Raw genomic sequence first — 12,801 nt, 5'->3', positions numbered from 1 at the left:
GCCTTCATGAGTATCGACAACCTCAAGGAAGCACTTCCCGAGTACGCCAAGGACCTCAAGCTCAACCTCGGTTCGATCAGCCGCACCACCGCGCTGAACGAGGAACAGCTGTGGGGGACCCTCCTCGCGACCGCGGCGGCCACCCGAAATGCCAAGGTGCTGGCCGAGATCGCCGACGAGGCCGCCGACACACTGTCGGGCGAGGCGTACAACGCCGCGCTCGGCGCGGCGTCGATCATGGGGATGAACAACGTCTTCTACCGAGGTCGAGGATTCCTCGACGGCAAGTACGACGACCTGCGTCCGGGCCTGCGGATGAACATCATCGGCAACCCGGGTGTGGACAAGGCCGACTTCGAACTCTGGTCGTTCGCAGTCAGTTCGATCAACGGTTGCGAGCACTGCGTCGGCGCACACGAGGCCACCCTGCGTGAAGCCGGGGTGGGCCGTGAGGCGATATTCGAGGCCCTCAAGGTCGCCTCGATCGTCGCCGGCGTCGGCCAGGCGATCACCAACAGCGAGGTTCTCGCCGGCGTCTGACCGCGTCATCCGACGAGTGCGAAGTGCCCGGTGTCTGGAGACCCAGACGCCGGGCATTCTTGCGTCTGCGAGGCAGCGGACGACGAGCTATTACCCAGTAGCCGGGCTATTACCCAGTGGCCGGATATCTGACCTCGCCATCGGGCCCCACCACTGCACCGAGACTCGGCTGCGCAGAGTCGACGTGACCGCGGCCGAGGATGTGCCACACCTGTTCGCTGTGGGCGAGGAGGTGGTCGGCGATGATCCGCCGGTGGCACCGCCACCACACCGCCTCCGAGCACATCAGGGCCGCGCGTCGCGTGCGGCCCTGCTCGCGCAGCGCTCCCAGGGCTTGCCGGAAGTCGTCGGAGAGGGCGTGGTCGGCGTAGTTGTGGAAGCTGCGGTTCTCCCACCAGGCATTGACCTCGAACGGCACATCCCTGCTCACCGGACGACGCCCGGTCAGCCCGTCGGCGCGCCAGTATCCGATTCCCACCTCGGCGAGAGACGCGGCGAGCGGATCCTGGTCGTACTGCGGATACCGGGCCGAACCGGGGAGCCTGCGGACATCGACGACCAGGTTGATTCCGGACTCCTGAAGCAGGTCGATGAACTCGGCGAGTGCCCGGGTCGAGTGGCCGATGGTGAAGAACGGTTCACTCATCGACCAGCCGTAGGGCACTGCCCTTGTGCGCGGCGATGTGGTCGGTCTTGTCGCTCGTGATCTCGTACTGCGGGTCGTCGGTCGACGCGCGGTGCGTGTGGCCCTTGTAGTCGAAATCGTCGGTGTGGACCTTCGTCACCGTCCCCGAGACATTGCCGGCTTCCGAGTTCCAGGTCACGTGATCGCCGACCCTGAACCGTTCAGACATCTCGACTCCCTTCTGCCCGGCGCAGGCTCAGCTCAGCGCGGCACCGATCCGATTCGCGAGTTCGCCCACCTCGTCGGACGTCATCACGAACGCCGGCGAGATCTGCAGGGCCCCCGCGCCGGCAGCCCGTGCGCTCACACCATGCCTGCGCAGTGCGCCGATGGCCTGCGGAGCGCGTGCCGCATCGCTGAGCTGTACGGCGCTGACCGCGCCGAGGCCGGTGCGCACCTCGGCCACCGCATCGAGGTCGGCGAGCGGTCCGAGCGCCTCGGCAAGTTCCGATTCGAGGCGGGTGGCCTCGGCGAGCAACCCCTCACGCTCGATGATGTCGAGATTGGCCATTGCCGCCGCGGCCGCGCCGGCGTGCCCGCCGTAGGTGTATCCGTGGCGCCACCACACGCCACCGGCGAAGAACGGCTTGGCTATCCGCGGTGCGATGAACACCGCACCCATCGGCACATACCCGGACGTCAGTCCCTTGGCCGTGGTCATCATGTCCGGAGCCAGGTCGAAGCGCGACGACGCGAACCAGCTGTCACCGCCGATGCGACCGAAGCCGGTGACGACCTCGTCGGCGATGAACAGCACGTCGTGATCGCGACAGATCTGGCGGACCTCGGCGAGATAACCGGCCGGTGGCAGATAGATGCCGCCTGCGCCGATGATCGGTTCACAGAAGAAGGCAGCCACCCGGTCGGCGCCGACTCGCTCGATGAGTCCGAGCAGACTCTTCGCGTCATCCCACTCGACGGATTCCGCGTCGGGCATCAGCTCGCCGTAACCTTCATGGTTGGCCGGGATGCCGGCCAGTGCGGTGCCCGCAACGTGCATGCCGTGGTAGGCCTTGGTGCGGCCGACGAGCAACGTCTTGCCCGGCTTACCCATTTCGGTCCAGTAGCGTCGTGCCAGTTTGGCCGCGGAGTCGACGGAATCGCTGCCACCAGAGGTGAAGAAGATCTTGCTGCCGGGTACGGGCGCCAGTTGGGCGAGCCGATCGGCGAGTGCATCGGTGACATCGGAGGTGAGGTCGCCGAAGCCGGAATAGTGGGCCAGCCGCCCGAGTTGGGCGGCCACCGCGTCGGCGATCTCGGTACGGCCGTGACCGACATTGGTGAACCACAGCCCCGCAGTCGCGTCGAGATACTCGTTGCCCTCGGCATCCCAGATGCGCGAACCCGCCCCGCGGGTGACCACGAACGGACCGTCGGCGCTCACTGCGCCCATGTCGGCAAAGCCATGCCAAAGAGAACCAGCCATACCGACCATGATGCCCGCCCGGAATCGCGGTGTGTCATCGGCCACCCAGATGCGACGTGGGTCGCGGTCACGTCCGGGCGGACTGCGCAACCACCGATGGCGACCCCATATCCTGGTTTCATCATGTCCTCTGCACCTTCCCGATCCGCCGGCCGCCCGGAGGACGTCGATCGTCGTGAGCTGGGCGAGCGAATCGCCCGGCTGACCATCATCGATGAACACACCCTGGGCCGTCGCCTCGAGAAGCTCGGCCGCAGCCCGTCGCCGGAGCGTGCCGGCGGGCTTCTGCGGGCGGTGGAAGGCGCCGAGAAGCGGATCGCATCGCGTCGCGCGGCGATCCCGGTCATCGACTATCCCCCCGATCTCCCGGTGTCGTCGGCACGCGAGGAGATCGCGGCGGCCATCGCCGAGCATCAGGTGGTCGTCATCGCGGGCGAGACCGGGTCGGGCAAGACCACGCAGTTGCCCAAGATCTGCCTCGAACTCGGGCGCGGGGTGCGCGGGGCGATCGGACACACGCAGCCGCGGCGGATCGCGGCCAGTTCGGTTGCACGCCGGATCGCCGACGAGACGCACACCGAGATCGGGGAGGCGATCGGATACTCGGTGCGGTTCTCGGATCGTTCGGGCGCCGACACGCTCGTCAAGGTGATGACCGACGGAATTCTGCTGCGCGAGATCTCCTCGGATCCGATGCTGCGGCACTACGACACGATCATTGTCGACGAGGCCCACGAACGGAGCCTCAACATCGACTTCATCCTCGGATACCTGCGGCGGCTGCTCCCCCGTCGTCCCGATCTGAAGGTGATCATCACCTCGGCCACCATCGAGCCGGGCCGCTTCGCCCGGCACTTCGGTGTGCCGCCCGCCGGGAGCGAAGCGAGCGGGGGCGATGTTGCCGTGCCCGCCGGGAGCGAAGCGAGCGGGGGCGATGTTGCCGTGCCCGCCGGGAGCGAAGCGAGCGGGGGCGATGTTGCCGTGCCCGCCGGAAGCGAAGCGAGCGGGCGCAGTGGTGTTGCCGTGCCCGCGACCGTGCCCATCCTGGAGGTGTCGGGGCGGACTTATCCGGTCGACGTGCGGTATCGCCCGTTGTCGTTGCGGGAGGATCCGGATTCCGGGGAGGACACCGGCGGCGGTGAGCACGCCGATCTCGATCTGTTCGAGGGGATCGACGCCGCGGTCGGCGAATTGTGGGGTTCGGGCGGACGCGGCGACATTCTGGTGTTCTTACCCACCGAACGCGATATCCGGGAGGCCACGGCGTCGTTGTCACGCCGGGTTGCGGCGGGTGCGGAGGTCGTACCGCTGTACGCCCGGCTCTCGATCGCCGATCAGCAGCGGGTCTTCGCGCCGTCCAACGGAAGACGAATCGTGTTGTCCACCAACGTCGCCGAGACGTCCTTGACGGTGCCCGGAATTCGTTACGTCATCGATTCGGGTACCGCCCGTATCTCGCGGTACTCGACTCGCACCAAGGTCCTGCGGCTGCCGGTGGAGCCGGTCTCGCAGGCGAGTGCGCGTCAGCGTGCGGGCCGGTGTGGCCGGGTGGCACCCGGCATCTGCATCCGCCTCTATTCCGAGGCCGATTTCGACGCGCGTCCGGCGTTCACCGATCCGGAGATCCTGCGCACCAATCTGGCGTCGGTCATTCTTCAGATGACGTCGTTGCGGCTCGGTGACGTCGCCGAGTTCCCGTTTGTGCAGCCACCCGATGCGCGAGCCATCCGCGACGGGATGGCGGTGCTGAACGAACTCGGAGCCATCGCCACCGACCCGAAGGCGGGTGGCGCACCGCGCCTGACGGCGGTTGGCACGACGATGGCCCGGATCCCCGTGGATCCACGGATCGCCCGGATGCTGGTCGCCGCACGCGACGAGGGTTGCCTCGATCATGTGTTGGTCATCGCGGCCGCACTGTCGATCCCCGATGTCCGGGAGCGGCCCGCCGAGCACCGTGAGGCCGCCGACGCCGCGCACCGCCGGTTCACGGTCCCCGGGTCAGATTTCCTCGCCTACCCGAAACTCTGGACATATCTCAAGGACCGACGAAAAGAGCTGTCGGGCAACCAATTCCGCCGGTCCTGCGAACGGGAGTACCTGCACTATCTACGGATCCGCGAATGGCAGGACCTGCATCGGCAGCTGACCGGCATCGTGCGTGACCTCGGCTGGGAGGTGCCGCAGACCGAATCGGATGCCGACGCCATCCACCGCGCGATCCTGGCCGGGCTGCTGGGCAACATCGCCGCCCGCAATTCCGCAGGCCGCGAATACACCGGCGCCCGCAACACGACGCTGATGATCTTCCCTGGATCGTCGGTGACGAAGAAGCCGCCGTCATTTCTGATGGCAGCCGAGATCATCGAGACCTCAAGGCTTTTCGCCCACACCGTCGCGGGGATCGATCCGGTGTGGGTGGAGCGACTGGCCGGAGATCTTGTCAAGCGCACCTACAGCGAACCGCACTGGTCCTCACGGCAGGGTGCGGCGATGGCCTATGAGCGGGTCACCCTCTATGGCGTCACCCTCGTCGCTCGGCGGCGGGTGAACTACGGTTCGATCGATCCGGAACTCTCGCGCGAACTGTTCATCCGGCACGCCCTCGTCGAGGGCGATTGGCGCACCGATCATGTGTTCTTCGAGCGCAATCGGCAGCTGTTGCACGATGCTGCCGACGTCGAGCACCGGGTTCGTCGACGAGATCTCGTGATCTCCGAGGAACAGCTCTTCGAGTTCTACGATGGGCGTGTTCCGGCCGAGGTCACGTCTACCCGCCATTTCGACTCGTGGTGGCGCTCGGCGCGGGGGCGCGAGCCGCACCTACTCGATCTCACCCCGGCCGATGTCGCGGCCGATGTCGCCGTCGCCGACACCGACTATCCGGGTGTGTGGCGCCAGGGTGACACCCGCCTGGAGCTGCGCTACCGATTCGAACCCGGCACCGCCGACGACGGCGTCACCGTCGTGATCCCGCAGGCACTGCTCCTCCACGTGCGCAACGCCGGATTCGACTGGCTGGTGCCGGGTATGCGTTCGGAGTTGGCGGCCGAGTTGATCAAGACGCTGCCGAAGTCGCTGCGCAAGACGATGGCACCGGCACAGCGCTTCGCCGATCTCGCCCTGTCTCGCCTGACTCCCCGAGCCGAGCCGCTGACGCACGGCCTGGCGCGCGAGTTGTCGACCATCACCCGCCACACCGTCACGCCGGCCGATTTCGATCTCGACCGCCTGCCCGGGCACTTGCGCATGCATTTCGCCGTCACCGACGATTCGGGTGAGATCATCACCCGCACCACGACTTTCGCCGAGCTGACCACACCGAGGTCGGCGTCGGTGCCCCCGCCGTCCGAGCAGGTGTACACCACCTGGACCGCCGACGGCATCGGCACTCTGGAACTCGCCGAGACCGTCGACGTCGCCGGTCAGCGGGTCACCCGTCACCCGACGTTGCGAGTGGTCCGGGCGCAGGCACATCCGGCGGGCGTCGCGTCGGCCACCGCCCCGACCGCGGCCCTGGCCGACGCGCTGCGCCGCGATGCGGTGATCGTCTTGTTGGAGAACGCAATCGGGACACTCTCACCCAAGGCCGCCGGAGCCCTGGAGCCGGCCCGGCGGATTGCCCTGAGTCAGAGCCCCTACCGGGAGCCCGCCGGGCTCTTCACCGATTGCACCCGGCGTGCGGTTCGCGATCTGCTCGACGTCGAGGCGGCGAACACCGTGCGCACCCCTGCCGCGTTCTCGGCACTCGTCGACGACCTGCGACCGCGCGTCGTCGTGGCGGCCCCGGAGTACCTGTCGCTCGCCGTCGAGGCGCTCCGTGAGGTCGTGACCCTGCGGGGCGTGATCGACGAGCACTCCGGTCAACTCGCTGCCGATGATGTCGCCGAACAACTCGATGACCTGGTATTCGACGGCTTCGTGGTGGCGACGCCGCGCACGCATCTCGCCGATCTTCCCCGATATCTGCGGGGGGCGCGGGAACGGCTGGAGCAGCTCCCGGGGTCGGCCGTGCGTGATCGCGACGGGATGGCTGTACTCGACCGCGTGGTCGAGCGGTGGAATCAGCGCCTCGCCGAAGTGGGTGATGCGCGTCGCGATGCCGTCAACGAGCAGGCGCATTGGATGGTCGAGGAATTGCGCGTGAGTTTGTTCGCCCAGCGCCTCGGAACCCGATATCCGATCTCGGAGAAGAGGGCGCTACGAGCCCTGGACCGGCTCGGCTGAGACGACCCCGCCGGCGGATTCGGAGCGGCCATGGGTGAGGTTGCCCTGCAGGTCGTCGATCTCGCGCTGGAAGTCCTCGAGCGAATCGAAGGAACGATAAACCGACGCGAAGCGCAGATATGCCACTTCGTCGAGGTCGCGCAGCGGTTGCAGGATCGCCAGCCCGACCTCGTTGCTGGGAATCTCGGCAGCTCCGGAGGCCCGCACCGTCTCCTCGACCTGCTGGGCGAGCTGGGCGAGATCGTCTTCGTCGACCTGCCGGCCCTGACACGCGCGGCGCACCCCGCGCATCACCTTCTCGCGACTGAACGGCTCGGTCACGCCGTTGCGCTTGACCACCGCGAGCACGGCGGTCTCCACAGTCGAGAAACGGCGGCCGCAGGCACTGCATGAGCGGCGCCGGCGGATGGCCTGTCCTTCATCGGCGACACGGGAGTCGATGACCTTGGTGTCGTCATTCCTGCAGAACGGGCAGCGCATGCACCGAGGATACCGCCCGCCACCGCACCGACTTCTCGCGTCACCGGTAGGCCGGCGCGAGCAGCGACTGCCCTGCCTGCACGGCACTGCCGGACATGTCGTTGAGTTCGACGATCTTCTCGATCACCGACTGCCGGGGCATGTCGGGCGCCACCCGCGCCGCGATGGCGTTCAGCGATTCCCCGGCGCGCACATGGACCACCTGGGTGGCGATCGGCGCCGGCCGTGCCGACCCCCGCTGGGCCGATTCCTGATAGTCCGAACCGGCGACGGCGACCAGCCACACCAGTAGCGCCAGTGCCACGCCGGTCAGCACGGCCACCAGTGCGCCGGTCCGGCGAGACCTGTGGCCACCCGGATCACCCGTTCCGGCCAGGTGATGTGATCCGGCCGGTGACGTGCACCAGGTGCCGTCGGCGCCCGGTATCCGCCGGGAGACCGGGCGGATCGGCCGCCGGTCGGCGGGACGACTCACGGCCGAGGAACGCCGGGGGGCGCGGCGAGGATCGAGCGGCCGCTGTTCGCGGGGACGGGCGCGCGGAACCGGGTTGGTCGCGCCGGCGCGGGTCTGGCCGGTGAAGGTCTGGTCGGTGCGGGTCCGGCCGACGCGGGTCTGGTCGGTCGACAAAAGGGTGCTATGCATGGTCTCTTCCTGTCTCGATCACACATTCGATGAACGGATGTTCGAGTTGTACCACCCCGCTCCGACAATTTCTCCACAACACGTCGAACAGACGTTTGAGGATGTCCGAAACCTCGGCTATTCTGACCGGTGATCAGCTCGACCACAGGCCCGCGACAGGTGTGCACGTCACCTACCGGCCCACGGCCGGGGTGGCACGCACCCGATCGAAAGGACTCGAATCCCGATGAGTGAGAAGAAGGACCGTTCGTCGCGGCCGGCCGAGGCGGCCGATCCGGAGTCGGCCACCACAGAGTCGAGCACCGATGACGCCGCGACGGCGACGACACCGCAGGTTGATGACGCGGCGGCCGCCCCGCGGCGGCCCATCGTGCCGAGGGGTTTCGAGGCACCACTCACGCCACGTCAGCAGGGAGTGCTCGACGTCATCCGCAAATCGGTTCGCGAGCGGGGATATCCGCCGAGCATCCGCGAGATCGGTGATGCCGTCGGGCTCGCCTCGACCTCGTCGGTCGCGCATCAATTACGCACGCTGGAACGCAAGGGACTGCTCAAGCGCGACGCCAACCGGCCGCGCGCGGTCAACGTGCGCGACGCCGACCCGACGCCCACCGATGACAATCCGAACTCGGAGAACCTGCCCACCCCGACCTTTGTCCCGGTGCTCGGCCGCATCGCGGCGGGCGGCCCGATCCTGGCCGAGGAGGCCGTCGAAGACGTCTTCCCCCTGCCTCGCGAACTCGTCGGTGAAGGTTCCCTCTTCATGCTGCGGGTGGTCGGCGAGTCGATGGTCGACGCCGCGATCTGCGACGGCGACTGGGTGGTCGTGCGCCAGCAGAACGTGGCCGACAACGGTGACATCGTCGCCGCCATGATCGAAGGCGAGGCAACGGTCAAGACGTTCAAGCGCAAGGACGGCCACGTCTGGCTGATGCCGCACAACGAGTTGTTCGAGCCGATCCCCGGTGACGAGGCCGCCATCCTCGGCAAGGTCGTCACCGTCATGCGCCGGATCTGAGCGCAGGCGCTGATCAGCTGCGCGGTGTGTCAACCACGTTTCTCACACCGCGCAGTTAACAACGCAACGCCTCGCGGGCCGCGGCGCGAGCCGCACCCGGTGCAGCGGTGGCCACCGCCGCCGTGGCCGCGGCGCGGCATCGATCGAGGTCGACCTCGGCGAGTTTCGCGCCCACCGCGGCCGCGGCGGCGGGTGCACTCGACAACGACGTGACCCCGAGTCCGACGAGGACACAGGCGAGCAGCGGATCGGCCGCCGCCTCACCGCACACGCCCACCGGGGTGCCGGTGCGCGAACCCGCCTCGGCGACCATCGCGATGAGAGCGAGGACCGACGGCTGCCACGGATCGGTCAACTCGGCGAGCTCGGCCGACATCCGGTCGGCAGCCATCGTGTATTGCGTCAGGTCGTTGGTGCCGATCGAGACGAAGTCCACCTCGGCCACAATCGCCGGCGCAAGGATCGCTGCCGACGGGATCTCGATCATCACTCCGGCCACCAGACCCCGTCGGCGCACTTGCGCGGCGAATTCGGCCGCCTCGGGGGCCGAGGCGATCATCGGCGCCATCACCCATGGCGTGCTGCCGGTTTCCTCGGCGGCGCGCGCGATCGCATCGAGTTGTCCGGCCCGGATCTCGGGGTGTGTCGCCGCGATGCGGTTGCCGCGCACACCGAGTGCGGGATTCGCCTCGGTCCCGTGGTCGACGAATTTCAGCGGCTTGTCCGACCCCGCATCCAGGGTGCGGATCACCATCTTCTTGCCTCCGAAGGCCTCGATGACCTCCCGGTAGAGTGCCGCCTGTTCGTCGAGGGACGGTTCGTCCGGGCGATCGAGGAAGGCCAGTTCGGTACGGAACAACCCGACTCCTTCTACCGGGGACGCGGTGGCCGCACGGGCCGAGACGCCATCGGCGACATTCGCCAAGATCGCGACCTCGTGGCCGTCGGCGGTGTGACCAGGCCCGGTCCAGCCCGCAATCGCCTCCACCTCCCGGCGGCTCTGCTCCACATCGGCTCGCGCTCGGTCCGGATCCGGTTCCACCACAATCGTTCCCGCGGCCCCGTCGACCAGCACCGCGGTACCCGCGGAGACGACGTCGAGTTCGGCAACAGCCACCACACACGGAATCCCGAGTTGCCGGGCGATGATCGCGGTGTGACTGGTCGGTCCGCCCAGTCGGGTCGCCAGCGCGGTGATCAACTCCGGGTCCAGGCCGGCGGTGTCGGCGGGCGCGAGGTCGTCGGCGAAGAGGACCGACGGTTCGTCGGGCACCGGGACCCCCGGTTCGGGCTGCCCGAGCACCTCGGCGACGACGCGGTCACGCACATCGTTGAGGTCGGTGACGCGTTCGGCCATCAGTCCGCCGAGTTTGGTGAACATCGCCGCGAACTGCTCGGTTGCGGCGACGGCGGCGGCGGGCGCGGGCGTGCCCGTGCCGATCAGCTTCGACACCGCACCGATCCAGCCGCGGTCCTCGGCGAGTCCGGCCGTGGCGATCAGGACCTCGGCGGCGGCCCCGGACGCGTGTGAGGCACGCTCGCGCAAACGGGCCGCCACCACCCCGGCGGCGGCGACGAAGCGGGAGAGTTCGGCATCGCGCTCCGCCTCCGAAACCGGTGGCGGCGCCACCTCGGTGGCCTCGACGGTCATCCGTCGGCCCGGCCGCACCACCGGACCGTAGGCCTTGCCGCCGACAACCGGCGTCCCGCCCAGTTCACGCCCGCCCAGTTCTCGCCCGGCGTGCGGGTTGTCTTCCCGTATCTGCTGGTTCACGACTTTGGCCCTTCTCGTCGTCTAGCTCTGGTCGTCGACCGCGGCCGGGCTGTGAATCAGGCGTCCGCGAAGCCGTCCTGTGATCGAAGTTACAAGAATTCCTTGACTTGTCAACACACTCAAGCGTAAACACAGATATATCAACATCGATAGCCACAGAAACCAACATGCGGTGTCGGTGGACAGACCGATCGGAGAGACGTGTACGCGGAAGAACGACAGCAGGCGATCGCCGAGCTGGTCCGCTCGAATGGGCGCGCATCGGTGAACGCACTCGCCGACCGGTTCGAGGTCACCAGCGAAACGGTGCGCCGGGACCTGGCGGGTCTCGAGCGCGCCGGCCACCTCCAGCGCGTCCACGGTGGCGCGGTTCGACCGGGGCTCATCGCGATCGTGGATGAACAAGGCATCGATGAACGCGAGGCCACCCACATCGATCAGAAGGCGGCCATCGGGCGGGCGGCGATCCGATTCCTTCCCGGCGACGGCGGATCGGTGGCCCTCGACGCCGGTACGACCACCTATCAGGCCGCCCTCAACCTGCCCGCCGATCGCCGACTGAGCGTGGTGACGAGCAGCCTGCCGCTGGCGACATTGCTGTGCGGACACGCAGCGGTCACCTTGCACCTGGCCGGCGGCCGCGTGCGACGGCTCACCCAGGCGGCGGTCGGCGCCGAAACCGTTGCCCGCCTGGAGCAGTTCCGCGTATCGGTCGCCTTCATCGGCACCAACGGCATCAGCGAGGGCGCGGGATTGTCGACTCCCGATCCGGATGAGGCCGCGGTCAAGTCGGCCCTGGTGCATTCGGCCCAGCGGGTGGTCGTACTCGCCGACTCGTCGAAGATGAACCGGGAGGATTTCGCCGGCTTCGCCGCCCTCGACGACGTCGACGTCCTCATCACCGATGCCGGTATCGACCCCGCCTTCTCGGCGGTCCTGTCCGCGCGCGGCATCGAGGTCGTGATCGCATGATCCTCACCCTCACCGCGAATCCCTCGTTGGACCGCACCCTCGAGATCGCCGGGCCGCTCGAACGCGGCGAGGTACAGCGGACCACCGGGGTTCGCGCCGAGCCGGGCGGCAAGGGCGTGAACGTGTCCCGGGTGGTTGCCGAGGCCGGGTTGCCGACCATCGCGGTCCTGCCCGCACGGGCCGGGGATCCGCTGCTCGCGGCACTCGACCGGGCCGGTCTGCACCATGAGACCGTCGCCGTCGCCGGCGAGGTGCGTGCCAACGTCACCATCGCCGAACCAGATGGCACCACCACCAAGATCAACGCTCCGGGGCAACGTCTCGACGATCAGCAGTTGCACGCGCTCACCGACCTGATACTGGCGCGCGCCGTCGACGCCGACTGGGTCGCCTTGTGCGGTTCGCTGCCGCCGGGGGTTCCCGACAACTGGTACCGGGTACTGGCCGATGAACTGATCGGTCGTGGGCATCGGGTAGCCGTCGACACCTCCGGCGCACCGCTCACCGCTGCGGTGACCGGACGAATCGATCTGATCAAACCGAACGAGTACGAACTCGCCGAGGTCAGCGGCGCGGACCCGGAGGTGCTGCGCCGGGCGGCCGCCGATGGTGACCTCACCCCCATCGTGGCCGCGGCGGCCGAGATGGTCCGACGCATCGGCGGCTCGGTGCTGGCGACCCTGGGTGCCGCCGGAGCGCTGTTGACGACGGAGACGGGAAGTTGGTTCGCCACCTCGCCGCCGATCGTCCCGCGCAGCACCGTCGGGGCCGGTGACTCGTCGCTCGCCGGCTACCTCATCGCCGAGACGCAGGGTGCCGACGAGCCCGAACGCCTGCGCAGCGCAGTCGCCTACGGCGCCGCCGCCGCCGCGCTCGCCGGAACCCAGCCACCCCGGCCCGATCAACTCGACCCCGAACACGCCCGGGTCACCGATCTCGCCGGAGCCGCCCGAACCTCCTGACCGACCCCGGCCGCCATGACCGGACACCCGGGCATCCGCAGACCCGCCCACCCCACGCCGACACCTCCCCACAG

General features: G+C 68.3%; 11 protein-coding genes. 5 read left to right on the top strand and 6 right to left on the bottom strand.

Features of this window, described 5'->3' with window-relative positions; genetic code table 11:
* Positions 1 to 6 precede the first annotated feature (6 nt).
* On the top strand, positions 7 to 540 hold the full coding sequence (locus tag ACPXB3_RS01630) for an alkyl hydroperoxide reductase (protein ID WP_425703424.1): 534 nt from the start codon (positions 7 to 9) through the stop codon (positions 538 to 540).
* Between the two features lie 109 nt (positions 541 to 649).
* Here ACPXB3_RS01630 and ACPXB3_RS01625 read toward each other — a convergent pair whose 3' ends face one another.
* From ACPXB3_RS01625 to ACPXB3_RS01615, 3 genes are read right to left on the bottom strand one after another with little or no spacing between them, the layout of a single operon-like run.
* Complete coding sequence (locus ACPXB3_RS01625; protein WP_425703423.1) at positions 650 to 1,186, bottom strand: DUF488 family protein; 537 nt, start codon at positions 1,184 to 1,186, stop codon at positions 650 to 652.
* Positions 1,179 to 1,394 carry a DUF2945 domain-containing protein gene (locus tag ACPXB3_RS01620; RefSeq protein WP_425703421.1) on the bottom strand — a complete coding sequence of 72 codons (216 nt, stop codon included), beginning with the start codon at positions 1,392 to 1,394 and terminating at the stop codon, positions 1,179 to 1,181. Before ACPXB3_RS01620 ends, ACPXB3_RS01625 begins: the two co-directional genes overlap by 8 nt.
* A gap of 27 nt (positions 1,395 to 1,421) precedes the next feature.
* Positions 1,422 to 2,651 carry an aspartate aminotransferase family protein gene (locus tag ACPXB3_RS01615; RefSeq protein ID WP_425726112.1) on the bottom strand — a complete coding sequence of 410 codons (1,230 nt, stop codon included), beginning with the start codon at positions 2,649 to 2,651 and terminating at the stop codon, positions 1,422 to 1,424.
* Positions 2,652 to 2,774: 123 nt separating this feature from the next.
* Between ACPXB3_RS01615 and hrpA the strand changes: the two genes are divergently transcribed.
* A complete protein-coding gene (gene hrpA, locus ACPXB3_RS01610) occupies positions 2,775 to 6,878 on the top strand; it encodes an ATP-dependent RNA helicase HrpA (protein ID WP_425726110.1) in 4,104 nt (1,367 codons plus the stop codon).
* Here hrpA and nrdR read toward each other — a convergent pair.
* Positions 6,852 to 7,358, bottom strand: coding sequence for a transcriptional regulator NrdR (gene nrdR, locus ACPXB3_RS01605; protein ID WP_425703417.1), 507 nt, complete (start codon positions 7,356 to 7,358; stop codon positions 6,852 to 6,854). The two genes, hrpA and nrdR, sit on opposite strands and share 27 nt — an antisense overlap.
* A gap of 40 nt (positions 7,359 to 7,398) precedes the next feature.
* Positions 7,399 to 8,001, bottom strand: a complete 603-nt coding sequence (locus ACPXB3_RS01600; RefSeq protein ID WP_425703415.1) for a LysM peptidoglycan-binding domain-containing protein — start codon at positions 7,999 to 8,001, stop codon at positions 7,399 to 7,401.
* Positions 8,002 to 8,368: 367 nt separating this feature from the next.
* On the opposite strand from ACPXB3_RS01600, the gene lexA reads away from it, so the two are divergent.
* Positions 8,369 to 9,019: a transcriptional repressor LexA gene (gene lexA / locus ACPXB3_RS01595; RefSeq protein WP_425703544.1), complete on the top strand. Its 651-nt coding sequence runs from the start codon at positions 8,369 to 8,371 to the stop codon at positions 9,017 to 9,019.
* Positions 9,020 to 9,074: 55 nt separating this feature from the next.
* Here lexA and ACPXB3_RS01590 read toward each other — a convergent pair whose 3' ends face one another.
* On the bottom strand, positions 9,075 to 10,793 hold the full coding sequence (locus ACPXB3_RS01590; protein ID WP_425726108.1) for a phosphoenolpyruvate--protein phosphotransferase: 1,719 nt from the start codon (positions 10,791 to 10,793) through the stop codon (positions 9,075 to 9,077).
* A 201-nt stretch (positions 10,794 to 10,994) separates the two neighbouring features.
* On the opposite strand from ACPXB3_RS01590, the gene ACPXB3_RS01585 reads away from it, so the two are divergent.
* Together ACPXB3_RS01585 and ACPXB3_RS01580 are read left to right on the top strand one after the other, a co-directional pair.
* The gene (locus ACPXB3_RS01585) at positions 10,995 to 11,765 is read left to right on the top strand and encodes a DeoR/GlpR family DNA-binding transcription regulator (RefSeq protein ID WP_425703412.1); all 771 of its coding nucleotides are present in this window, start codon (positions 10,995 to 10,997) and stop codon (positions 11,763 to 11,765) included.
* Positions 11,762 to 12,727 carry a 1-phosphofructokinase family hexose kinase gene (locus ACPXB3_RS01580; protein ID WP_425703410.1) on the top strand — a complete coding sequence of 322 codons (966 nt, stop codon included), beginning with the start codon at positions 11,762 to 11,764 and terminating at the stop codon, positions 12,725 to 12,727. Before ACPXB3_RS01585 ends, ACPXB3_RS01580 begins: the two co-directional genes overlap by 4 nt.
* Positions 12,728 to 12,801: the final 74 nt, after the last annotated feature.

The organism is Gordonia sp. DT219, from assembly GCF_049847065.1.
GTDB lineage: Bacteria > Actinomycetota > Actinomycetes > Mycobacteriales > Mycobacteriaceae > Gordonia.
The sequence above is the reverse complement of the archived record's forward strand: the minus strand, read 5'-3'. Positions and strand labels throughout refer to the sequence as shown.